Annotated in this window: 18 protein-coding genes and 1 pseudogene; 12 read left to right on the top strand and 7 right to left on the bottom strand. The window is 69.0% G+C overall.

Features of this window, described 5'->3' with window-relative positions:
• On the bottom strand, positions 1 to 214 hold a 214-nt coding region (locus ACFP2T_RS31435), incomplete at its 3' end, for a hypothetical protein (RefSeq protein WP_377428164.1).
• Positions 215 to 466: 252 nt separating this feature from the next.
• Between ACFP2T_RS31435 and ACFP2T_RS31430 the strand changes: the two genes are divergently transcribed.
• On the top strand, positions 467 to 2,059 hold the full coding sequence (locus ACFP2T_RS31430) for an alkaline phosphatase D family protein (RefSeq protein ID WP_377428163.1): 1,593 nt from the start codon (positions 467 to 469) through the stop codon (positions 2,057 to 2,059).
• 57 nt (positions 2,060 to 2,116) lie between these two features.
• Here the strand turns inward: ACFP2T_RS31430 and ACFP2T_RS31425 are convergent, their stop codons facing one another.
• Both ACFP2T_RS31425 and ACFP2T_RS31420 read right to left on the bottom strand, forming a co-directional pair.
• Complete coding sequence (locus ACFP2T_RS31425; RefSeq protein ID WP_377428162.1) at positions 2,117 to 2,857, bottom strand: VOC family protein; 741 nt, start codon at positions 2,855 to 2,857, stop codon at positions 2,117 to 2,119.
• A 265-nt stretch (positions 2,858 to 3,122) separates the two neighbouring features.
• Positions 3,123 to 3,686: a hypothetical protein gene (locus ACFP2T_RS31420; RefSeq protein ID WP_377428160.1), complete on the bottom strand. Its 564-nt coding sequence runs from the start codon at positions 3,684 to 3,686 to the stop codon at positions 3,123 to 3,125.
• Between the two features lie 561 nt (positions 3,687 to 4,247).
• On the opposite strand from ACFP2T_RS31420, the gene aroA reads away from it, so the two are divergent.
• On the top strand, positions 4,248 to 5,504 hold the full coding sequence (gene aroA / locus ACFP2T_RS31415; RefSeq protein ID WP_377428158.1) for a 3-phosphoshikimate 1-carboxyvinyltransferase: 1,257 nt from the start codon (positions 4,248 to 4,250) through the stop codon (positions 5,502 to 5,504).
• A 97-nt stretch (positions 5,505 to 5,601) separates the two neighbouring features.
• Here aroA and ACFP2T_RS31410 read toward each other — a convergent pair whose 3' ends face one another.
• A complete protein-coding gene (locus tag ACFP2T_RS31410; protein WP_377428156.1) occupies positions 5,602 to 5,796 on the bottom strand; it encodes a hypothetical protein in 195 nt (64 codons plus the stop codon).
• Positions 5,797 to 6,240: 444 nt separating this feature from the next.
• On the opposite strand from ACFP2T_RS31410, the gene ACFP2T_RS31405 reads away from it, so the two are divergent.
• The 4 genes from ACFP2T_RS31405 (at position 6,241) to ACFP2T_RS31390 (ending at position 13,030) form a co-directional block, all read left to right on the top strand.
• Entirely contained in the window at positions 6,241 to 8,289 is a 2,049-nt protein-coding gene (locus tag ACFP2T_RS31405; protein ID WP_377428154.1) for an alpha/beta hydrolase-fold protein, read from the top strand.
• 304 nt (positions 8,290 to 8,593) lie between these two features.
• Complete coding sequence (locus ACFP2T_RS31400; RefSeq protein WP_377428152.1) at positions 8,594 to 8,917, top strand: hypothetical protein; 324 nt, start codon at positions 8,594 to 8,596, stop codon at positions 8,915 to 8,917.
• Between the two features lie 755 nt (positions 8,918 to 9,672).
• The gene (locus ACFP2T_RS31395) at positions 9,673 to 12,051 is read left to right on the top strand and encodes an EAL domain-containing protein (protein ID WP_377428151.1); all 2,379 of its coding nucleotides are present in this window, start codon (positions 9,673 to 9,675) and stop codon (positions 12,049 to 12,051) included.
• A gap of 157 nt (positions 12,052 to 12,208) precedes the next feature.
• A complete protein-coding gene (locus ACFP2T_RS31390) occupies positions 12,209 to 13,030 on the top strand; it encodes an SAM-dependent methyltransferase (RefSeq protein ID WP_377428149.1) in 822 nt (273 codons plus the stop codon).
• A 155-nt stretch (positions 13,031 to 13,185) separates the two neighbouring features.
• On the opposite strand, the gene ACFP2T_RS31385 is transcribed toward ACFP2T_RS31390, so the two are convergent.
• Entirely contained in the window at positions 13,186 to 13,971 is a 786-nt protein-coding gene (locus tag ACFP2T_RS31385) for an MBL fold metallo-hydrolase (protein ID WP_377428147.1), read from the bottom strand.
• Between the two features lie 79 nt (positions 13,972 to 14,050).
• Here ACFP2T_RS31385 and ACFP2T_RS31380 point away from each other — a divergent pair, with 79 nt between their 5' ends.
• The gene (locus tag ACFP2T_RS31380; RefSeq protein ID WP_377428145.1) at positions 14,051 to 14,656 is read left to right on the top strand and encodes a CGNR zinc finger domain-containing protein; all 606 of its coding nucleotides are present in this window, start codon (positions 14,051 to 14,053) and stop codon (positions 14,654 to 14,656) included.
• Between the two features lie 279 nt (positions 14,657 to 14,935).
• Here the strand turns inward: ACFP2T_RS31380 and ACFP2T_RS31375 are convergent, their stop codons facing one another.
• The gene (locus tag ACFP2T_RS31375; RefSeq protein ID WP_377428143.1) at positions 14,936 to 15,391 is read right to left on the bottom strand and encodes a GNAT family N-acetyltransferase; all 456 of its coding nucleotides are present in this window, start codon (positions 15,389 to 15,391) and stop codon (positions 14,936 to 14,938) included.
• Between the two features lie 582 nt (positions 15,392 to 15,973).
• Positions 15,974 to 17,167 carry a low temperature requirement protein A gene (locus ACFP2T_RS31370; protein WP_377428141.1) on the bottom strand — a complete coding sequence of 398 codons (1,194 nt, stop codon included), beginning with the start codon at positions 17,165 to 17,167 and terminating at the stop codon, positions 15,974 to 15,976.
• Positions 17,168 to 17,391: 224 nt separating this feature from the next.
• Here ACFP2T_RS31370 and ACFP2T_RS31365 point away from each other — a divergent pair, with 224 nt between their 5' ends.
• The 5 genes and pseudogenes from ACFP2T_RS31365 (at position 17,392) to ACFP2T_RS31345 (ending at position 22,534) form a co-directional block, all read left to right on the top strand.
• Positions 17,392 to 18,213, top strand: coding sequence for an SDR family oxidoreductase (locus ACFP2T_RS31365; RefSeq protein WP_377428139.1), 822 nt, complete (start codon positions 17,392 to 17,394; stop codon positions 18,211 to 18,213).
• Positions 18,210 to 18,449, top strand: coding sequence for a hypothetical protein (locus tag ACFP2T_RS31360; protein ID WP_377428137.1), 240 nt, complete (start codon positions 18,210 to 18,212; stop codon positions 18,447 to 18,449). The genes ACFP2T_RS31365 and ACFP2T_RS31360 overlap by 4 nt, the downstream gene beginning before the upstream one ends.
• A 170-nt stretch (positions 18,450 to 18,619) precedes the next feature.
• Positions 18,620 to 18,787: pseudogene (locus tag ACFP2T_RS31355) on the top strand (sigma factor); the annotation flags it as partial.
• Between the two features lie 187 nt (positions 18,788 to 18,974).
• On the top strand, positions 18,975 to 19,424 hold the full coding sequence (locus tag ACFP2T_RS31350) for a hypothetical protein (RefSeq protein WP_377428165.1): 450 nt from the start codon (positions 18,975 to 18,977) through the stop codon (positions 19,422 to 19,424).
• Positions 19,425 to 19,465: 41 nt separating this feature from the next.
• Complete coding sequence (locus ACFP2T_RS31345) at positions 19,466 to 22,534, top strand: hypothetical protein (protein WP_377428135.1); 3,069 nt, start codon at positions 19,466 to 19,468, stop codon at positions 22,532 to 22,534.
• Positions 22,535 to 22,585: the final 51 nt, after the last annotated feature.

Genomic DNA, 22,585 nt, shown 5'->3' with positions numbered 1-22,585 from the left:
ACACCTGGGGCGGAGTAGGCGACGTCCCTCTCGTTCCGAACGCCGCCACCCGCGGCATCCAGATCTGACCCCTTTCCATCCCGTACGTGGCGGCGGGGATCCACCCCCACACCTCTCGCACCACCACGAATCCCCGCCGCCACGGACGGTGCACGCCGAACTCGATCAGGGCGCGCACCGTCCGCCGGAACTCGTCCGGCCAGTACGTCGGCAACCCGCGCTCGGCGACGAGCCCTCGCCGTCGAGATCCGCCCCGGTGTACGGCGCGCCGTCCGGCCGGGGCAGCCCGGGTGACGTCACGGACGTCGACGCCGCGCCGTCCGGTGTCGAGCCCCGGCTCGCAGCCCCGGACGGGGTGGTGCCGATGTTGTCCACGACCGCTGTGTGGCCCGTGGCAATTCGCAGGGAACGGAGATTTCGGTCCGTGTTGTCGTGCCGGTCGGATGGAACTGTCACACTCCACGCCGTGGATTTCCTGGTGAACCGTCGGCAGTTGCTGACCGGTGCGGCCACGGCCGCTGGCACGACGGTGCTCGCGGTGGCCGCGCAACGGGCGGTGCCCGCCCGTGCCGCCGACACCACGGAGCCGTTCCTGTTGGGTGTGGCAAGCGGCGACCCGTTGCCGGACGGTGTGGTCCTCTGGACCCGGCTGATCCGGGACCGGTACGCGGCCTGGTCCGGCCGCCCGGTGCAGGTCGGCTGGCAGGTCGCCCGGGACGAGCGGTTCCGCCGGGTGGAGCGTTCCGGCGTCGCGGTCGCCGACCCGCGGCTCGCCCACTCCGTGCACGTGGACGTGCGGGGGTTGGAACCGGGGCGGGAATACTTCTACCGGTTCCGCGTGGCCGGGCAGGTCAGCCCGGTCGGTCGCACCCGGACCGCTCCGCACCCGTTCTCGCGGCCGGACCGGTTGCGCTTCGGGGTGGCGAACTGCCAGGACCTCCAGAACGGCTACTGGCCGGCGTACTGGGCGCTGGCCGACGAGGACCTCGATGTGGTGTTCCACCTCGGCGACTACATCTACGAGTACGACCCGAACAGCCGGTTCCCGGACCGGGCCCATGTCGCGCCGGATACCCTCGGCCTCGACCAGTTGCGCACCCTCGACGACTACCGGAACCGGCACGCCCAGTACAAGAGTGACCCCGCGCTGCGCGCCGCACATGCCGCCGCCGCGTTCGTGGTGACCTGGGACGACCACGAGACCGAGAACAACTACGCCGATCTGGTCGACGAGTCGGACGACGGCCCCGCCCACCAGAACCCGTACGAGTTCGCCCGGCAGCGGGCCGCCGCGTACCAGGCGTACTACGAGCACATGCCGATCCGGGCGCACCTGCGCCCCGGCAGCGACGGCCTGCGCATCTACCGCCGGTTCGACTTCGGCCGGCTCGCCCGGATCAACGTGCTCGACACCCGCCAGTACCGCACCGACCAGCCCGGCACGGGCGATCTAGGCCCGGAGCAACCGGGCCGCGACAACGTCACCGGTACGTTGACCGGCGACGCCCAGGAGCGGTGGCTCACGCAGGGACTGGTTCACTCGTACGCCCGGTGGAACGTGATCGCGCAGCAGGTCATGATGAGCCGGATCCGATTCCCGAACCCGACCGGGCCGGTGCCGCCGTCCCTGGTCAACCTCGACCAGTGGGACGGTTACATGCCGCAGCGCGACCGGCTGCTGCGGCTGCTGACCGACGCGCGGGTCGCCAACCCCGTGGTGTTGGCCGGTGACATCCACTCCACCTGGATCAGCGACCTGAAGCTCGACTTCGACGACCCGGCGTCGCCGACCGTCGCCACGGAGTTCGTCGGTACGTCGATCAGCTCCGACTTCCCGGCCGAGTTCGACGCCCCGATCAAGCAGGCCAACCCGGTCCTGAACCCGCACGTGCGCCACTTCGACGGCCTCGGTCGCGGCTACCTGCGGTGCGACGTCCGGCCGGACTCCTGGCGTACCGACGTGCGGGTGGTGGAGACCATCGAGCGGCGCGAGTCGCCGGTGCGCACCTCCGCGTCCTTCGTGGTGGAGAACGGACGGCCCGGCGTCATCGCCGTCTGACGACGCCACCGCCGCCAGGTTCTGCTGACCCGGTCATCATCGCCGTCCTGGTTCCGGTCAGGACGGGGCGAGGACGCAGAACTCGTGGCCCTCCAGGTCGACCAGGCACGTCCACGGGACGTCGCCCTGGCCCAGGTCGAGGTCGGTGGCGCCGAGGGCCCGCAGCCGGGCCACCTCCGCTGCTTTGTCGTCATCGGGGTACGGCAGCAGGTCGAGATGGACGCGGTCCGGCACGGTCTTCACGCCAGGCGTGCGGAGGAACTCGAGATAGGGGCCGACACCCTGGGCGGCGCGCAACACCGCATGATCGTCAGTCACCTCATGCAGGGTCCAGTCGATCGCCTCACCCCAGAACCGGGCGATGGCCTGCGGATCCGCGCAGTCGACCACCACCGCGGCGATCGGCCCGCTGTCCCGGTGGACCTCCCGAGGCTCCAGCACGCAGAACTCGTTGCCCTCCGGATCGGCGAGGACCGTCCACGGCACCGTGCCCTGGCCCACGTCGGCGGGCGTCGCACCGAAGGCCCGGAGACGCGCGACCAACTCCGCCTGATGGGCCGCAGAGGTGGTGGCGAGATCGAGGTGCAAACGGTTCTTGGTTGTTGTCTTGCGTTCCGGGACGGTAATGACGTTGATGCCGACGACGAGCGGGTCCGGCCAAACGAAGTCGCCGACGGGTCCAACGTAGGTGGTCACGCCGGGTCTGAAAACACTCCAGCCGAGCGCCTCCGCCCAGAACCGGCCGACCGCCGATTCGTCGAGAGCCTTCATGTTCACCTGAACAGGTCGCAGCGCCATGCCGGCGATCATATGCACCTGCTCTGCAACGACATCCGCACCGTCGACGAACAGAGTTCAACTCGCGCACCGGCCGCAATGCCAGCCCCTACGACACACGAGTTCAACCTCACGGTCGAGTGGCTTCCGTTCCGATAGCGGCGGCAACGGTAGCCCCCATGCCGGATCATCGAGCCCGCCCGCGATGCAGGTGAAACCCCGCCGCCAGGCCCACCGTCTCCTACGGTCGGGGCCTGGTCGGTGGGGTATGGCCGGCGGGTTCAGGTCAGTTGGTGTCGACCGAGACGTTGTCGAACGATGCCGTGGTCCACCTCGTGACCAGTCCGGCCAGGCCGGTGGAGAGGAAACCGTCCGAGGCGGTCAACTGGGTACCGTTGACGCGTCCGGTGAGACGCTGCCCGGTGACCTGTAGCGTGAGGGTGTACGGCGTGTCCTCGGAGACCGCCAGTCGGGTGGCCGCGAGCGTGTTCGTCGTGCCGTTGACGGTCCGGACCAGCGCGAGTGTCTCGTCGGGGCGGAGCACCAGCGCGTAGTACGAGCTGCTGGACGACACCCGGGCCGCGACTCCGGTGAAGCCCGGCATCCCGTTGAACGAGTCGGGGGTGACCGTGGCGGTGACGTTGTAGTCCCGCCAGCCGGGCTGGCCAGTGCGGGCGAGCGCGCCGGCGCTGAGACTGGACTGTCGCAGGACCCGGGTGTTCTCCCGGGTGACGATCCAGGTGCCGCCGGTCGTCACCCAGCCCGCGGCGTTGCCGTCCTCGAAGTCGTCGTGGGCCAACGGCGCGGCCTGGGCGGTGCCGACGCCGACGGCCGTGAACAGCGTCGTCACCAGCGCGACCGCCAGCCCTCCGTGGTACCACCGTCTCGCAGCGCGACGAACCTGCGAATGCTCTGTTCCTCGCATACCTACCCCTTCCTTGTCCTTACATGCCTTACATTGAAGTCTGACTATCTCCATTTCCCTATGTCAATAAACTTGCGGGCGCTGTCGTGTTGCTGGTTCCCTGCGCGGGTGGAACCGGTCTCGAGCGTGGGGTCAGATCATTTTGGCGATTTCGTGGTGGCCGCGCCGGAGGTTCTGCATGAAGACGTACCCGGCGATGATCGTTTGCGCTCAGATCAGCCGAGCGCCGCCGGGTAGACCCGGGGGCGTCGTGCCTGGAATTCGATGGCCGGGACTCCGCTGGGTTTGATGGACCTCCGGCGACGCCCCGAATATTGTGTAGATCACCGGAAGTCGTGAGCTTGCCGGATCGATGTGGAGCGCGTTGAGTGTCGCGCCAGTTCTGGCTGATGGGCGAAGTCGCGAGTGGTCCAGGCGCTGGGCAGGGCCGCTGCACTGCGCCATGCGGGGCGGTCCGTTGGGACGGCCTGATGTGGAGGATTGGTGATGGTGTCATCCCGCACGGTGACGGTTCGGGTGCCGGGGTCGAAGTCCGTGACGGCTCGGGCGCTGTTCGTGGCGGCGCTGGCGGATGGTACGAGTCGCCTGGTCGCGCCGCTGGAGTCGGCCGATACAGTGGCGTTCGCCAACGGACTCGCCGCGCTGGGCTTTCGTGTCGAACGGATGCCTGAGGGGTGGAACGTCACCGGCAGTCCGGCTGGTCCGCCGGCTGAGGGGGCGACGGTCTGGTGTCACGACGCCGGTACCGCGGCGCGGTTCCTGCCCGCGCTGGCATCGCTCGGAACAGGCCGGTTCGTCATCGACGCCAGTGAGCAGATGCGAGCCCGGCCGATGGCGCCGTTACTGCGGGCACTACGCGCTCTGGACGTGCAGGTGCACGCCGCGGAGGGGGACCGACTTCCGTTGCGCATCGAGGCCGATCGCGTGGCCGGTGGCACGGTGCAGGTCGACGCCGGCACCTCCAGCCAGTACCTGAGCGCACTGTGCCTGATGGGCCCGGGCACCCAGAATGGTCTGACTATCGAGGTCCTGGACGAGGTGTCGGTGCCGTACGTGGAGCTGACCCTCGCCATGATGCGCGAGTTCGGCGCGGACGCCACGCGTGAAGGATCGTGGATCACCATCGCCCCGGGTGGATATGAGGCACGGGAGTACGTCGTCGAGCCGGACGCCTCCACCGCCTCGTACTTCTTCGCCGCGGCCGCGGTGACCGGCAATACCGTGACCGCGCTCGGTCTCGGCTGCGGTACGAGGCAGGGTGACCTGCGCTTCGCCACCGAAGTGCTGCCCGCGATGGGTTGTGAGGTGAGGGTGGAGGACGACCGAACCACCGTGACGGGCCCGGCACGGCTGCGCAGCCCCGGTGAGGTTGTCATGCGCGACATCAGCGACACGATGATGACCCTGGCCGCGATCGCCCCGTTCGCCGACGACTCGGTCCGGATCACCGACGTCGGCAACTGCCGCGTCAAGGAGTCCGATCGCATCGACGCGATGGCGACGGCGCTCGGCGCGTGCGGCATCACCACCGACACCGGGCCCGACTGGTTGATGATCAACCCCGGCCGACCGCAGCCAGCACTGGTGGAGACTCGGGCGGATCACCGCATCGCGATGAGCATGAGCGTTCTTGGTCTGCGGACGCCGGGAATCCGCTTTGACGACCCCGACTGCGTACGCAAGACCTTCCCCGACTTCCACCAGGAGTTCAGCCAGTTGCAGGCAGCCTGGCGGCACGGCTGAGCGGAGAGGCGACGCTTCCGTCGCCTCCGGCATCCTTGGCCTCGCTCCGGAGTCGTCCTGACCGTCTGCCCGAGACGCGGCAGTTACACCGGCGTCGTCACCGTGGTCGCGGGCTGTTGGTCCCGCCGGTCGACTCTCCTGCGTGTTCGACGCACCCCGCCATGCCCGCGGCTTCTTCGCGGCGCTGATCGTCGACCACCTCGACCTCGGCCGACCCCACAACGTCGAGATCATCTTTGGCTCGGTCAGGGCCGCGTCCTCGCGAGCCCAGCCGTTTGAACGGCTTGCGCACTGCCGGACGCTGCTCGCCGCAGCGACCGGTCAACATCGCCCGAGCCGCCCTACGCGCCAACCACCGGCCGCACGGCCTCGTCGATGCCGCGACGACCAGGTGCAACCCGACAGTGCGCCAGCCCCGGACGCCCTTGACATCGGAAAGCGCGCCCAGCCACACTACCCCTTGCTAATTCGATTTAGCTGAGCACTAGGTCCCTAGGGTGCCGAAGCGGGGTCCTCGACGGGCAAGGGAGCCCACGTGGCCCAGGAGGGGGCTCTTCACGTCCAACCACCACACCGCGTCCCGTCCCGCAGGCATCTCCCGGCGGCCTCCGCCGCCATGCGCTCCGCGGTACCCCCTCGAGGCGTTCTGCGAGCCGGACCGGCACGGCGGCAGCGCCGACGTACGAGGAGGCCTCCATCCGTCGGTGGCTCCTCCGGCAGTGATCCGAATCAAGAAATGATGAGTCCGACCTTGGATTCGTCAGCATCACCCGCCATCGATCGCCACACCACATGGGGCTCGGTTGGAGGTGAAATAGGGAGGCCCTCAGTTGCCAGTGTCCGAATAAGACCAGATATCCGAATAAGGCCACGAGAAGAGACCACAGAGGAGTATCCTCAGATGAGGAAAGAGATCGGAAGACGCAGGCTCAGGCGTGCGATCTCGTTGCTCGCGTTCGTGTCACTCGGTGCGGGCGCCATCGTCTCCACGCCAGCCGCCGCCGCAGGCAGGCCCCCGATTGTGAAGGGCGCGACCGTCACGGCGGATCGCAATTCACCTACCGGATACACCGTCAAGTTCGTCTACCACAATCCCAATGCCACCCAGGTCCGCCTTGCCGGGGACCTGACCCTGCTCGACGTCAATACCGGCAACACGCGGTATCAGCCGGAAGCGTGGCAGCCGGGGCGGTACCACGCTGGAGGTACCGAGTTCCTCAGGGACATGACCAAGGATTCGAAGGGATACTGGTCGGTCTCGGTCCCGCTGCACGCCGGAAGTCTCAGCTACTGGTACCGGGTCTGGGACCCGACCCAGGGTTGGGAGAACAAGCGCATCTGGGATCCGGCGTCGACGAACCCTCGACCCCCTGGCCAGTCCTCGTTCCGGGTCAGGAACAACGATGTTCTCGATGCCGTGTACGTGCCGTACGCCAAGAAGCAGAACGACCCGGTGCTGAAGGAGCGTGCGGAGTACGAGCTGCCGATGGCGGACCCCTCGCGGCGGGGCACCGTCCAGTACATTCCCTACACCACGATCCTGGGCGACAGTGGCCATTACCTCGGCGTGTACCTGCCGGCCAACTACGATGCCAACCGCGCGGAGCCGTACAAGGTTGCGTATCTCGCCCACGGCATCTTCGGTGACGAGACCGACTTCATGGTCCCGGCGAATGTCCCGAACATCCTGGACAACATGACGGCTAACGGCGAGATCGAGCCCACGGTGGTCGTCACCATGGGGAATCACTTCACGGGCACCAGCCTCGGCTTCGCCTCCTACAACCAGACCAACGCCGCCAACAACCTGGTCCGGACGATCCTTCCCCTCATCGAAGAGAAGTACAACGTCTCGACCGAGCGTGAGGGGCGCGCCTACGCCGGGTTCTCGTACGGCGGGATGACCGGCGGGGTCGTCATCAGGAACTACCCGACCACGTTCGCGTTCTATGGACACTTCTCCGGAAATCCGTCCCTCACCGCCCAGGACTACGACAACATCGCAGATGCGGTCGGGGATGACGACCTCTTCGTGTTCCTCGGCAATGGTGTCTTCGAGGGTAACCTCGACGCCCAGGACGCCATCGCGAACAACTTCAGGGCTCGAGGGTTCACCGCCGAGACGACCCAGGTGCCCGGCGCACACGACGGGATGACGGCGGGCCAACTGTTCACGATCTTCGCCAGGGACCACCTGTGGTCGGGAGTCGACTCCGTGTCGGTGACGCCCGCGACCGAGAACCTGACGAAGGGCTGGAACTGGGTCAGGCAGTTCGGCGCTCAGGTGACGACCAACGAAGGTGTCAGCCCCGCGGTGACGTGGTCGGTCAGGGGAGCGACCTCGGCGGGCACGACCATCTCCGCGGATGGTCTGCTCTCGGTGGCCGCTGCCGAGACCGCGTCGTCGCTCAACGTCGTGGCGACGTCGGTGGTCGACCCGACCAAGGCGAGCTCAGCCCAGGTCACCCTGAGGCCTTCGGGTACGGCGAGAGTCGTGGTGACGGCGAAAGCCGCACCTGCGTCGATCGTCCGTGGTGGCACGTTCAAGCTGAACGTCGATGTGAGGGCACTGTCCCAGCACAAGAAGGCGCCGAAGGCGACCGGTGAGATCGCCGTCACCTTCGGCGGCACTACGCAGGTGGTTCCGCTGACCGGCGGCGCGGCCGTCATCAAACTGCCGACCGCCGGACTGTCGGCAGGGGTGTACCCCGTCCATGTCGCCTACTCCGGTGACCCCACCTACGCTCCCGCCGCGGCAGTACATCAGCGGCTGCGGGTTCGGTAGCCAGCAGGCATGGTGGGCCGGCGAGATCCCGTCGTCGGCCCACCGTGAGCGGTCCCGGGGCCGTCGGGTCCGAACTCACCGGACCCACCCACCGAAGTTGAGTCCCCGATAGTCCCCGTCCAACGCAACAGACCAGGTGGAACCTCAGAACCTCACCCGTGCGGTTCGGATTCGGGTACGCCACGATGTCACGGTGCAGCTTTGGCGACGGAGGTCGCGCTGGCGGAAGGCAGGCAGGCAGCAGCAGTACCGGCTGGGGGCGGACCACGTACCCCAGGTGACGGTGGAGCTGGATCCTGCGTGCGTGGCGCGGTTCGACCGGTTCAACGCCTTCCGGCAGGAGTTGGCCCCCGGCACCTCGCTTCCGGTGGAGTTCATCGTGCTGCTTCGGCTCGACCAGCCAGGCACGATCACCGTCTGGACTCCGCCGTCCGAGTGGACCGAGGCAACCCTTGTCGGTCGCTTGGCGGGCCCTGCGGTCGCCGCCTACGAGACGGTGTTGGACGGGCTTGCCCGCGACCGGGCGGCCACCGCCTGGTGCACCGCTCACCAGTTGGCGCCGGGCCGGTACGGAGCCCTGGTTGAAGGGTGGCCGCGGGACTGGCCCGAGGACCCGGATGTGCGCTGAGGCCGCGGTCGAAGCGAACCGCCTCAGGGGCACGCGGACCAGGCGGAGATCCGGTGGCATCGGGAGCAGAAGTTGGTCCGGAATCTTCGGCCGAGGATCGCGGGCCGTCCGCGCGTCAGGCTGCGTGACGCGCGGATCGCGGCATGTCGGCACCTGCGGGCGTCCGACCGGAATCCGGGTACGCAATCAGTTTCAAGATCCGATTCGGGATTACCCGTTCATCGCACTAGCCCTCGGTCTCACCTGGGTAACCACGCCCATCAATCCGGAAGACGCAGCGATGAGCGACATGATCATATTCGGTGACCGCCGCCTTTCGGCGAATGTCCACTACGGTCAGTAGCGACGGACGTTGTATTGTCGCCACCCGGCACCCGTGATAACTTACGACCCGGCACAACGCAGGGTGCAAAGCTCGCACCTTGGGTGCGCATTTCTCGGATTCAAGTCGGTGCTCAAACGGGGCGAGTAGAAGCGATGGCGACCGGAACTGTCGGGTGGGGCGAATAATGGCGCCACGGATGTTGGCAGTGGTGCTGTCGTCGGCTTCCCGCAGAGTTCGCCGGTGCCTTATGTGATTCAACGGCGCCGACCCGTATGTCATCGGCACCGGGACGCACCTCGACGTCGGCGCGGTCAGCGGCCCCGTGGAGGGTCTCGAACCCGCCGGGCAGCCGCCCTCTCCGATACGCGATGAACTCCAGAGTTCGCGCCGCCGATCGACCTTCGCCAGTACACGGGAACGAGGACAGCCAGTGAGGACATCCCGCGCAGCCGAGCCCGCGCTGGACAGCGACTTGACGGTGCTGGGCTCACCCATCTACCGGGCCGTCAAGGTCCTGGTCGTCAGCCTGGGCGTGACGTACGCGCTCAGTACGCTGATTCCGTTCGGCGGTCAGCGACCTGCCTTCCTGGATACCTGGTTCTATTCCGCGGTGCTGGTCGCCACGTCACTGCTGGCGCTGGCCCGGCCGGTTCTGGTGCGGCGCAACCGCCTCGCGTGGACCTGCGTCGGGGCGGGGGTCGCCTCCTGGTCGGTCGGCGACATCTACTGGTCGGCCAGTTTCGCCACGGTCGAGGCCAGCCGAATCCCAGTTCCGTCACTGGCGGACGTGTTCTACGTGGGCCTGTACCCGCTCGCATATGTCGGATTCATCCTATTGGCCCGCGTGACGGTGCGCCGCCTGCCCGCTTCGGTGTGGCTCGACGGCGTGGTCACCTCGTTGGCGGCGGGTGCCGTGCTCTCCGCCGTGGCGCTGGCCGATGTGCTGTCCGCCAACGCTGGTAAGGCGTTGGGGGAGACAATCACCAATCTCTCCTATCCGATCGGCGACCTGGTGCTCATGGTCGTCGCGGTTGCGGCACTGGCCATGGTGCGGTGGCGTACCGACCCGGTGTGGTGGCTGCTCGGGCTGGGCGCGGCCGCCTTCGCCGTCGCCGACACGGCGTACCTGTTCGGGCTCGCCAACGACACGTACGACGACGGCACCTGGATCGACGGCATGTGGATGATCGGCCTAGCGCTGATGGCGCTGGCCGGTTCGCTGTTCCGCCGCCGGCCCGTCGACGAGGTCCGGGGCTTTGTCGCGCTGCTGGTCCCGATCCTGTTCTCGCTCTGCGCGCTCGCGGTACTCATCGTCGGCACGTTCGTACCGCTACATCCGATCTCGATCATCATGGCAAGCGGCTGCCTCGTCGCCGCTGGCGTCCGAACCGCCCTCACCTTCGAGCAGACCCGCGAGTTGACGCGCACCCGCGTCGAAGCGACAACCGACGAGTTGAGCGGCTTGGGCAACCGGCGTGTACTCGACTCCGCGCTGCCCGGCATGCTCGGCAGCCTTCCGCCGGGCGCGGCGTTGCCACTCACCATCGTGAGCGTCGACCACCTACAGGAGATGAACCGGATCCTCGGTTACACAGCCGGCGACATGATCCTCAAGGCTGTGGGCGCCCGGTTGCGTGCGGCCCTGCCGGTCGAGGCAGTCGCGGTCCGCCTCGGCGGCGCCGAGATCGCCATCCTGCGGACCGTCACCACGGGCACGGCCGAGAGCGTCGCTAGGGACACCGAGAACCTGCTACGCAGCCTGGGGCGCCCGGTCGTCGCCGGTCCGGTGCCCGTACAGATCGAACTGAGCGCTGGCGTGGCCATCGCACCGGCACACGCGACCACGTCCGCCGAGCTGATCCACTGCGCCGCCGACGCACTGCACGCGGCGAAAGCGAACTGCTCGGAGGTCGAGATCTACGACCCGGGCCTTCGAGGTGACCTGTACTCGCACCTTCTGCCGGACCTGTTACGCGCTGCGGAGAACGAGCAGTTCTTCGTGTACTACCAGCCGAAGATCGACCTGACGACACGCCGACCGGTGGTTCTGGAAGCCCTGCTCCGCTGGCGCCATCCGACGTATGGCTGGATCGAGGCCGCCCCGCTCCAGCGGCTGGCGGCGCAGGTCGGGCTGACCCGCCAACTCACCAGGATCCTGCTGCTGTCCGCGTTGCAGAGCTGCGCGGCCTGGCGACGGAAGGGCTATGAACTCGGAGTGGCCACGGATGTTTCGGTCGCCGATGTGCTCGACTCGCACCTGCCCTACGACGCGGCCAAGATGATCAACAAGGTCGGCGTACCGCCGGGCGCGCTGACCCTGGAGATCGCCGAGGAAGTGCTGCTCATCGACGTCCGCCGGACCGCCACGGCGTTAGGCCAGTTCCGCCACTTCGGCGTCCGCCTCGCGCTGGACCACTACGGCCGCTCCGCCCCGTCCCTCACCCGGCTACGTAGCATGCCGGTCGACGAACTGAAGCTGGATCCGTCGTTCGTCGAACCCATGCTCGACAGCACCCAGGATGCCGTCGTGGTGCGCTCGACCGTGGAGCTGGCCAGGTCCCTGGGCATCACCACGGTCGCGGAAGGGGTAGCCTCGCACACCCTGCTCGACGCGGTGACGCTGTCCGGCTGTTCCGGCGCGCAGGGCAGCCTGTTCAGCGAGCCGATGAGCGGGGACAGCTTGCACAGCTGGTTGGCGTCGTTCCACCGAGCGCCAGTCGAGCATCAGACGGTCTCCGGACAGCGCCAACCCGGCCAGCCGACCACCAGTGGGCGGGGCGTTGACCCTCCCATCGGACGTCATCGCTAGTGGTGCTCCGTCGGGTGCCGACGCCAATGTGACGCTGACAAGCGGTTAGTGAGCCGAGTTGACCGTGCCCTGACTGCTCCACATAGGATCCGGGTACGGCGCGTGACCGGTGTAGGGTCGCCTGCACGAGTGACCACACCGTTTTACGGAGGCCTTGGTGGAACGTCGTGGCGAAGATGGTCGCGAGGTCGATCTGCGAACCGACCGGGCGCACGGCGCACGGATCTACGACTACATCCTGGGCGGCAAGGACAACTTCGCCGCCGACCGCGAGGCCGGCGAGAACTCGCTGCGGATATGGCCCGCGTTGAGGGTTCACATGGAGGCCAACCGGTCCTTCATGCACCGGGTGGCGCGTTTCCTGGCCTCCGAGTGCGGGATCCGGCAGTTCCTCGACATCGGTACCGGACTGCCGACATCGCCGAATCTTCATGAGATCGTGCAGTCGGTCGACCCGACCGCACAGGTGGTATACACCGACAACGATCCGCTCGTGCTCGCGCACGCGCATGCTCTGATGGTCGGGACGGCACGGGGACGCACGGCCTACGTGGCGGCGGACATGCGCGACCCCCAGACGATCATCTCCGCGCCGGAGTTCCTGCGGACCCTCGACCTGAATCAGCCGGTTGGGTTACTGCTGATCGCGATCGTGCATTTCATCGAGGACGACGCGGAAGCACTGCGGGTCGTACGGCAGGTCTTGGACGTGCTGCCGGCGGGCAGCTACCTGGCGATGTCCATTGCGACCGACGAATTCGACCCGATCCCGCTGGCCGAGGTCCAACGGGAGTACAACAGACTCGGTGAAACCCTCGTCTTCCGCGACCGTGCCAGGGCGCGGGGGTTCTTCGACGGCTTGGAGATGGTCGAGCCGGGGCTGGTCCAGGTTCACAAGTGGCGCCCGGACGGGTCCGAGGATCCAGGGATCGCTGACAAGGACATCGCCATGTACGGAGCGGTCGCGCGTAAGGCCTAGTACCGCAAGGGATAGCCGTGTCGTCGGTAGTGGCAAGCGTCCAGCCGTGTCCCGACACCCGCCGAGCGAGACGGCCACCGTCCGGCCCTGCTCTCTCTGACGCCTACGGATCAGGTCGCGCGTACGAGAAACGCTGACCCACGGGCGCCGTACGGTCAGCGCGGGTCGCCCAGGTCCAGGCGGTCAGCCAGCCCTGCCGCGTCGAAGGCGGCGACGAGTTCTTCGCGGCCCTCGGTGAAGTGGGCCCAGCTGTCGTAGTGGACGGGAACCACTCGGCGGGCGCCGAGGATCCTGGCGGCCTCGGCGGCTTGGGCGCTGTCGAGGACGATGAGCGCGCCGTCGAAGAGGACGCCGGGGAAGCGGGGGGCGCCGGCGAAGAGGATGGCGGTGTCTACCGGCCCGGAGCGCTCCGCGATCTCCCTTACGGCGTCGAGCGAGGCGTTGTCGCCGCTGACGTAGACGGTGGGTAGACCCTGCCCGGTCAAAACGAATCCGACGACCTGGCCGGTGAACGGCTCGACGTCCTCGCGTGCGCCGGGTCCGTGGATGGCAGGCACACCCGTCACGGTGATGGTGCCGCCGCCGGGGCGATCCAGCTCGATCGACTCCCAGTCGGCCAGCCCTCTGGCCCTGTCTCCCAGGCGCTGTTCGCCCCCGGGCGTGGTGAGGGTGAGTGGGATGTCGGCGAGCAGGGCTCGGCCGGTGTTGTCGAGGTGGTCAGGGTGCTCGTGGGAGAGCAGGACCACGTCGATGCGGCCGAGGTCCGCAGGGGTGCCAGCGGGGGGCGCGGTCTTGGTCAGACGAACCTTGTGGTGATAGTCGCCAGGCGCGTCGAAGGTCGGGTCGGTGAGGAACCGCAGCCCGCCGTATTCGAAGAGGGCGGTCGGGCCGCCGAAGACGCGGACGGGGATCCGCCCGGTGGTTGTGGCAGCGAAGGTCATGAGATCTCCTCACGGATGAGAACTTATCTATCCGTGAGGAGACGATAGCTCGTTCTCACGGATGGCTGCAAGTCGTACCATGAGAGGCATGAGGAGAAGCCTGACCGCCGAGCCTGCGCTGCCCCCTTCGCCGGGGGCGGAGCATCACCTCGCTCTCGACTTCGTCAACAGCGCCATCGCACTACCCGGCGGGCAGTTCATCGATCTTCTCGGCACCCCCGAAGCGGCGAGTTCCTGGCTCAGGGAACGCGACCTCGCTCCGGCCGGTGCCGAAGTGCAGGAGATGTGCGCGAGCCAGCTCCGCTCGCTGCGCGAACACGTCAGGGCGTTGTTCGCCGCCCACACCGCCGCGCTGCCCGTCCTGCCCGCCGCGCTGTCCGCCGTCAACAACGCACTGAGCAGGGTCCCCACGGCCGCTCTGCTGCTGTGGGACGACAAGAACGGCCCCTACCGGGCGGCCCCGTGCCCCACCAACGAGATCCTTGACCACGCTCTGGCGCTCATCGCGGCCAACACGGCCGACCTGCTCACCGGGCCCGACGCCGGCAGCCTCACCGCCTGCGATTCCACTCCCTGCAACCGCTACCTGCTGCGCCGGGGCCGCCGTCACTGGTGCTCCACCCGCTGCGGCGACCGCGCCCGCGCTGCCCGCGCCTACGCCCGGCGCACCCAGCCCAAGGCATGACCTCGCCCGCCTTCCTCGCTTGCGAGCAACGATCCCGTGTCCTGCCGATGGCACCAGAGGTATCCGTGCACAGGCGGGCGCTGGATCAGGTCCCGGTGCCAGCGCAGCACGATCTCCGGGCGGACCAGCAGCCGCAGGCCGCGCGCGGCGGCAAGGACTACGACGGCGGGACGCAGGGGCTTCCACGTGACCCTGCGTAACGTGCGGATCGGCCAGACCCGGATGCCGGTTGGTGGTGCGGATGGCGTCGAGGGGTATGCGATGGTGGATCACCCGGAGCTAACCGATAGCGAGGCCTTTGACGAAGCGGGCCTTGGTCGCACATCGGTCCTCGTATCCGAGTCGTTGGTAGAACTCGTGGGTTCTCGTCCGGTAGCGACTGCTGGTGATCTCCATCTGGACGCAGCCGGCCGCACGTGCCTGCTCTTCGGCGGCCGTGACCAGCGACTGACCGACGCTTCGGCCGCGGTACCGGTCGTCGACGACCAGCGCGAGTAGACGCCCGAGCTTCCCGGTCACCTCAAGCATCGGCAGGATATGCAGTCCCGCGACACCGATCAGGTCGCCGTCGTCGTAGGCGCCAACGAGCCAGCTTGAAGGGTCGTCCAGCCAGTAGTCGAGTCGTTCGTGCACGGCTGCCTCGTCGGCCGGATACCCGAGTTGCGCTAGCAAATCGGCAAGTCGTGGCACGTCCTGTCGCTGAACCGGTCGAAGCTGTACGGCCATGCCGGGCATTCTGACATTATCCTCGCGCCTCCGCCTGGCCCGGATCGGCCGATGTTTCCGGCGATGACCTGCTCCGCGATCGGTGACACACCGGCACGCCTTGGCGCCGTCGAACAGCGCCCTGATCCGTTGCCGGGTACGGCCGGCCCAAGAGGGGCGCCCGGTCAGGTCACCCTCGCAGCCTCGGCGGACCGGGCGTGGGGCAGCAGGTCGACGCGTCCGGGCCGTCGGCATCTGGCGGGTGTGCCTGTACGAGCGGACCGGTGACCAGCAGCGGGTGCGGGGCGAGGAGTTGCGGGCGTACGGGCATCGGCCGCCACCCGCTTCGACAAACTCGCCGGCCGGCACCGAGCCACCGTCCACTTCGCCGCGATCAAGGCGTTAACGCCTGCTCACCTGGTGCCCGACCATCAACAACCGACGGTGCCGGCGCGGCGGAGCCCATGTGGCAGCCCATTCGTCAAGTGCGCCGATCAGCAATATCAGGGCGGACGCGCGGCCGGAGCTGATGACGAGTGAGCGAGCCGGAAGACGACCGACTCGCACGCGAGGAAGCCAGCTGGCAGCGGGCGAGCGCCCGCCGCGACACTGCTACCCGACGGCAGCGGCCGCGCCGTGCCCCGGACCGCCGTCCGGCTGCGTGGCGATGGTGACGGCGAGCAGCAGCACGACGGCGGCGGCGATCGCCGCCACGACGCCGGCCACGCCGATCCAGGACGTCGCCAGCGGGAGGAGCAGGACGACGGCAACGCATCCCAGGACCGCGGTGGGCCGGGTGACCGGCACGGCCACGATGGGCGCGTGCACCATCCAGAGCAGCCCGAGGAAGGCCGCGGCCGGAATCGCGACACCGTAACCGACGGCGAGCGGTGACGCCGGGAGGTCGTGTCCGGTCTGCTCGGCCGCCACCTCTAGGCCGGCGCCGAGCGCGGCCAGTGCCGCGAAGATCCCGTAGTGGGCGTATCCCCACCGGAAGGACCGATGGCGACGGCGGTCCAGACCCTCGCCGGCCGGGGTGAGGAAGTACAACCACCAGAAGGCGAACAGCAGGACGAGACCGGCGAGGGCCACCACGATCAGCGGTCCGCTGGCCCGGCCGGCGTCGAGCGCTCCCTCGACGCCCCGGGTCGCGGCGAGGACGCTCTCGCCCAGCAGGATGATCGTGAACAGTCCGTAGCGCTCGGCGATGTGGTGCGGGTGCCAGTTGGTGGACCCGGTCCGTTCCGCCCAGCGGGGCACCACGAGCTCCAGCACGACCAGGACGGCGAACAGCGGTACCCGGGCCGACGGCGACACCGTACCCGTTTCGGTGAGGACGAGCTGGAGCACCCAGCCGGCCTGCACGGCGGTGATGCCCCCGGCGTAGCGCAGCGCGGTACGCCGGCTCGCCGTGTCCTCGATACCGACCCGCAGCCACTGGGCGACGAGCGCGATCCGCATGACGAGGTAGCCGAGCAGGATGGCGCGGTAGTCGTCGTGATCGGCCGCGGCCGGAGTACCGGCGGCGAGGACCAATACGCCGGCCATCTGCACCATGGTCAGCAGCCGGTACGCGACGTCGTCGGTGTCGTACGACGAGGCGAACCAGGTGAAGTTCATCCAGGCCCACCAGATCGCGAAGAAGACCTGGAGGAACGGGACAATCCCGGCCAGACCATGTCCGTCGGCGATCTCGTGCGCGAGCTGGGCGGTGACGGCTGCCACCGCAACCACGAAGGTGAGGTCGAACAGCAGTTCGAGCTGGCTCGCGACGCGGTGCGGCTCGTCGATCGCCCGCGCGCTCATCCGGATCCGGTACCTACTCGCTGCCCGCAAGATCTCGCTCCCGTCGTTCCTGGGTCCGTCCCGTCGAAAAGGTATGACAGGACAGCGCCATGATCTGTGACGCCTCGGCGCCGCCGTCGGCGACCTGCGGAGATTTTCCGGGGGACTGTCACAGGCCGACCGGCTGCCCTGTCATAGCTGGCGACCGGAGCACAACTGATGTCCCGGCGACAGGAAGGCAAGTCATGAAGATCGTGGTAATCGGCGGCACCGGGCTGATCGGGTCGAAGCTCGTGACCCAGCTCGGCGAGCACGGCCACCAGGCGGTAGCGGCGTCGCCGAACACCGGCGTCAACACCCTCACCGGCGAGGGACTGGCCGAGGCCCTGGCCGGCGCGTCCGTGGTGGTCGACGTGTCGAACTCGCCGTCCTTCGAGGCGTCCGCGGTGCTGGAGTTCTTCGAGACCTCCACCCGCAACCTGCTCGCCGCGGAGGCGGCGGCCGGGGTGGGCCACCACGTCGCGCTGTCGGTGGTGGGGACCGAACGGCTGCCCGAGAGCGGGTACTTCCGGGCGAAGATCGCCCAAGAAAAGCTGATCGAGGGCTCGGCCATCCCCTTCTCGATCGTGCACGCCACGCAGTTCTTCGAGTTCGTCCGGCGCATCGCCGACGACGCCACCCAGGACGGCAAGGTCCGGATGGCGCCGGTGCTCTTCCAGCCCATGTCCGGCGACGACGTGGCCCGGGCGGTCGGCCGGATCTCGGTGGGGGCGCCGTCGAACGGGCGGGTCGAGATCGCCGGGCCCGAGCAGACCCGGATTGACGAGTTCTTCCGGACCACCCTGGCAGGGATGGGTGATCCACGTGAGGTCGTCACCGACCCGCACGCCCGTTACTTCGGCGCTGAGCTGACCGAGCGGAGTCTCGTACCGGGCGACGGCGCGATCCTCGGCGAGATCAGGTACGCCGACTGGCCGGGCCGGGCCGGACCGCGACCGGTCGATGATCGCGGGTCCCGGACCGGGAGCCAGCAAACCCATCGATCAAGGAGAACGGAGAGAAGATGAGCATTCCCGGCGGAGCGGACGACGCGCTGCACGAGCTTGAGGCCGTGGTCGTGGCCGAACTGGCCATGTCCGAGGCGAGCCATCCCGAGCAGGCCGTCGACCTGCCGATGAGCGAGTGGCTGTTCGATCCGGCCGACGCCCAGCGGGAGGCGGTCGGCCTGCGCAGCCTGCTCGGCGCGGTCGAGGTGCTGGAGGGCGATGCTCCGCTCGGTGACCAGCCGGGCGGACGGGCCTGAGTCACCCGTAGGCACCGGGATGTGTGAGAGTTGACGGCGACCAGTGGAAGGCGCGGGATGACCATGCGGCCACGGCCCTGAGGCAGGCAGAAGCGCTCGAACAGGCTGTTTCCGCCTTTGTCGACCTGCGACCGGCGGGACCTCGCGGGCAGCGGAACAGAGGCATCACCATGCGCGGAACCGAGTCGGCGAAGCACCCCGCCCGGGAGGAGCTGGACCAGGCGGTGGCGGTCTTCGCGGGCGTACGACCGCGCCTGTTCGGGATCGCGTACCGGATGCTGGGCAGTTCCACCGAGGCCGAGGACCTGCTGCAGGAGGTTTGGCTGCGCTGGCAGGCGTACGACCGTGCCAGCGTGGCCGAGCCCGCCGCGGCCACCGCCGAACAGGGCCCGCTCAGGCGGCTCGGGGTAGTCGCCGGTGATCCCGAAGGCGACCCGGGCGTGTCGGATATGCGCTCGCCCGGATCTCCGGTCGACTGGTCTACTTTGCTCGAACTTAGTGCAGCACCGCCTGACGGGAGGGTCGATGCTGGAGGTGTTGGTCACCGGCGCCGCGACCGCGTTCGTCGCTGCTATGGCCACCTCGGGTTGGCAGACCGCGTACCAGGGCATCGTCGCGCTTTTTCAGCGCTTCGCCACCCGGGAGCAGGCCGACGCGGCGCAGCGCGCGCTGACGGAGAACGCGGCCCAGGTCGGTGATGCGGTCGACCAGGACCGCAGCCGACAGCGGCTGCGTGGTGGCTGGGAGCAGCGGCTCGAGGAACTCCTGGTCGCGCACCCCGAGGCGCGCGACGCGCTCGGCGAGCTGGTCGCCGACATCCAGCGCGGGCTACCCGCCGCGCAGCAGCAATGGGTACAGACGGTCGTGGCGAGCGCCAGCGGCGCGATTGCGGCAGGCGCGATCCACGGCAACGTGATCATCCACCGGCCGGGCCACGACTCCCCGGCCGGCGACGACGTCACCCACCGGCCATGACGGGCCCGGCCTCGCGCGATCCGGCAGACGCTTCGCCGCGTGTGGCCCAGAACGTCTTCGCGCTGGCCGGGTTCGCGTACGGCACGGTCTACGGCGACATCCACATCCTTGGCGACGGCCGTCCGATGTACACGATCGAAGTGCATCGACCCCGCGAAACACCGCCGACGAGCTGGCTTCTCGACCTACCGAGCCGGCTGCTCGACGCCCGCCACGAGGTCGTACCGTTCATCGGCCGCGAACGCGAGCTGGTGGATCTCACGCAGTGGCGTGACGACGGCGCGCGCCTGTCCGTGCTGTTCCTGCACGGTCCCGGTGGGCAGGGCAAGAGCCGCCTCGCGCACGCGTTCGCCGAGCGGTCGGCGCGCGACGGTTGGAAGGTCGCGTACGCCCGTCACGGCGGGGACACGCTGACCGCGCCGGAGGACAGCCAGGACGTCGGCACTGGTGACTCGCCCGGCCTGCTGCTGGTCGTGGACTACGCCGACCGGTGGCCGCACGCACACCTGGAGTGGTTGCTGCGCAACCGCCTGCTGCACACACCCGTACCAACCCGGGTCCTGCTCATCGGCCGCTCCACGCACGGATGGCCGGCGGTGCAACACGCGCTGGAGGAGGTGTACGCCACCACGCGGGACCTGGCGCTGGCGCCGCTGGCCACCGATCCCGACGGACGGTCGGCGAGCTTCGCCGCCGCCGCCGTCCGATACCGCGAGCTGCTCGGTGTCGAGGGAGCGGGTCCCGACGTACCGCACGCGGTCCGCCACGACGCCGCCTTCGAGCTGGTCCTCGCCCAGCACATGGCCGCGCTGGTCGCGGTCGACGCGAAACGCCGGGGGGCGCGGGCGCCGACCGACCCGGTCGGCCTGTCTGCCTACCTGCTGCGCCGCGAGCATGCCCACTGGGCACGCCTGCACAGCCGCGTCGAGCAGGGCGGGACGCTGCGGACACCGCCGACGGCGATGGCTCTGGCCAGCTTCGTGGCCGCGCTGACCGGTCAGCTGCCCACCGCTGTGGCGCAGAGCCTGCTCGCGACCGCCGCCGACTGGCCGGTCACGGCGGCTCAGCTGGTGGCCGACCACGCCGTCTGCTACCCGCCGGCGCCGGGGATGGCGTTGCAGCCGATGTATCCCGACCGGCTCGCCGAGGACTTCCTCGCGATGACCCTGCCCGGCCACGGGTACCCGGGATACCCGCCGGACGGGCACGCCGCCGACGTCGTCGCACTGCTACTCGCCCGCGGACCCGATGCCGGGCTGCCCTCCTACCTCCCGCGGGCGATGGTCTTCCTGGCGTCGACCGCGCAACGGTGGCCGCATGTCGCCGACCGGCTGGCAGGGGTGGTGTCCGGCGACCCGGCTCTGGCGGTGGCCGCCGGCGGAGCTGCCCTCTCCGCGCTGGCCCAGGTGCCGGAGATGCCCACCGAGGTGCTGGAGGGGATCGAGCCACTGATCCCCGAAGCGTCCGATGTGGATTTTGACGCCGGGCCGGCCGACGTTGTCGCCGTGCTGACCGAACGCCGTCTCGCCACGACCGACAACCCGGTGATCCGCGCGGAGCTGTACGCGGTCTCCGGGCGGCGTGAGCACCTGGCCGGTCGCCAGCCGGAGGCGGTCGCCCGGCTGCGCCGAACGGTGGAGATATACCGCGAACTCGCGGAGTCCGCCCCGGGCGTGCACGACCTCGCCCGAGCCAAGGCTCTCAGCTACCTCTCGGTCGTACTGACCGGGCAGCCGCGCGAGGCCATGCGGCCGGCAAAGGCCGCCGTGGATATCCTTCGCCCCCTCGCGGAACGTGTCCCGGACGACCGCGACGTCGCCGTGACGTACGCACAGGCGCTCAGCTCGTGGGCGGTGGCCAGCGTCGACGACGACTCGTTGGCCGGGGCCGCAGCCGCCATGTACGACAACGTGCCGGCGCTGCGGCGCATGGCGGATCGGCTGCCCGACGACCCCGAGGTGCTGCGGTCGCTTGCCAACGCGCTGAGCAACTCCGCCGTTTGGCAGGCGGTGAACGGCGACGGCGAGGCGGCCGAGCAGCTCTCGGATGAGGGCCTTGGCGTCGCCCGGCGGCTGGCCGGGCTCGACTTCGCCGAGTGGGGTGTGCTGGAGGCGCTCGTCCTGAACGGTCGTTTCCTGGTCCTCCAACTGCTGGAGCGGGAGCGGGAGGCGGTGCCCGTGGCGCGGGCGATCGTCGACGTCGTCCGCCGGTTGGCCGCGGTCAGACCCGCCGCCTACGAACTCGAGCTGGCCAAGGCGCTGACCCGGGCGGCCGCCCTGCACGCGGATCTGCGGCTCGGCAGCGAAGCGCTGGCGTTCAACGAGGAGGCCGAGCAGCTGCTCCGCGAGCTGGTCGCCCGCCAGGCGATGCCCGAGTTCCAGCACTACCTGGCGATGGCGGTGGCGAACCGGGCCGCGGTCCTGCGGGTACTGGGCCGCGACGAGGACGCCGTGACCGCTGCGGACGAAGCAGTGCGCATCCACCAGGAGTTGACCGCCGTCACCGGTCACCGCTTCGAGGAGGGCCAGGCCACGACCATCGGCATCTACGCCGGCCTGGCCGCCGCCGACGGCCGGCTCGCCGAGGCGGTGCCCCAGCTGAAGCAGCTGTTCGACATGAGGATGGCAGCGCCATTGCGCGGGCTTCCCGACCAGCGAGCGCTGGCAGACCTGCATCAGGCGACGCAGTACCTCTACGCCGGCATGCACGCGGCGGGCCGCGACGACGAGATCCTCGCAATGACGCACGCGTACCTCAGGGAGATCGAGGCAAACCCGTTCAGCCGCATGATGGCCAAGACCATGTTCCAGGACCCCGCCATGCAGGCGGAGTTCAAGCGGCTTGGCGGGGAGGACCTGTGGGCGCCGCGATGGCGACAGGTGCTGGCCAGGCTCCGCAGGAAGGCGCGCGGCTTCCGGGATCCCGCCATGCTCCGTGGGCTGGTGCCTAGCTTCCGGGTACAGATGTCGCTGCTCGGCGCACTGACGCTCGGTACCGGCACCGGCGTCTGGGCCTTACTCACCGACCACGCCCCTCGCAGAGCGCTGGGACTCGCGGCGGTCGCTGCCGCCGGCTGGCTGGTCTTCGACCTCTTCCGGCCACGGCCGTAGCGTCGGTCGCGTCCATGGTCGTGGTGGCCAGCCGTGCCAGAACCAGCCGGC

It is taken from the genome of Plantactinospora solaniradicis (assembly GCF_042658085.1).
Taxonomy (GTDB): Bacteria; Actinomycetota; Actinomycetes; order Mycobacteriales; family Micromonosporaceae; genus Plantactinospora; species Plantactinospora solaniradicis.
The sequence above is the reverse complement of the archived record's forward strand: the minus strand, read 5'-3'. Positions and strand labels throughout refer to the sequence as shown.

Bases quoted from the DNA above. Each gene is read 5' to 3' on its own strand.
- ACFP2T_RS31425 (WP_377428162.1), bottom strand. From the start codon at position 2,857: ATGGCGCTGCGACCTGTTCAGGTGAACATGAAGGCTCTCGACGAATCG.
- aroA (WP_377428158.1), top strand. From the start codon at position 4,248: ATGGTGTCATCCCGCACGGTGACGGTTCGGGTGCCGGGGTCGAAGTCC.
- ACFP2T_RS31405 (WP_377428154.1), top strand. From the start codon at position 6,241: ATGATGAGTCCGACCTTGGATTCGTCAGCATCACCCGCCATCGATCGC.
- ACFP2T_RS31385 (WP_377428147.1), bottom strand. From the start codon at position 13,971: ATGACCTTCGCTGCCACAACCACCGGGCGGATCCCCGTCCGCGTCTTC.
- ACFP2T_RS31380 (WP_377428145.1), top strand. From the start codon at position 14,051: ATGAGAGGCATGAGGAGAAGCCTGACCGCCGAGCCTGCGCTGCCCCCT.
- ACFP2T_RS31375 (WP_377428143.1), bottom strand. From the start codon at position 15,391: ATGCCCGGCATGGCCGTACAGCTTCGACCGGTTCAGCGACAGGACGTG.
- ACFP2T_RS31370 (WP_377428141.1), bottom strand. From the start codon at position 17,167: ATGAGCGCGCGGGCGATCGACGAGCCGCACCGCGTCGCGAGCCAGCTC.
- ACFP2T_RS31365 (WP_377428139.1), top strand. From the start codon at position 17,392: ATGAAGATCGTGGTAATCGGCGGCACCGGGCTGATCGGGTCGAAGCTC.
- ACFP2T_RS31360 (WP_377428137.1), top strand. From the start codon at position 18,210: ATGAGCATTCCCGGCGGAGCGGACGACGCGCTGCACGAGCTTGAGGCC.
- ACFP2T_RS31350 (WP_377428165.1), top strand. From the start codon at position 18,975: ATGCTGGAGGTGTTGGTCACCGGCGCCGCGACCGCGTTCGTCGCTGCT.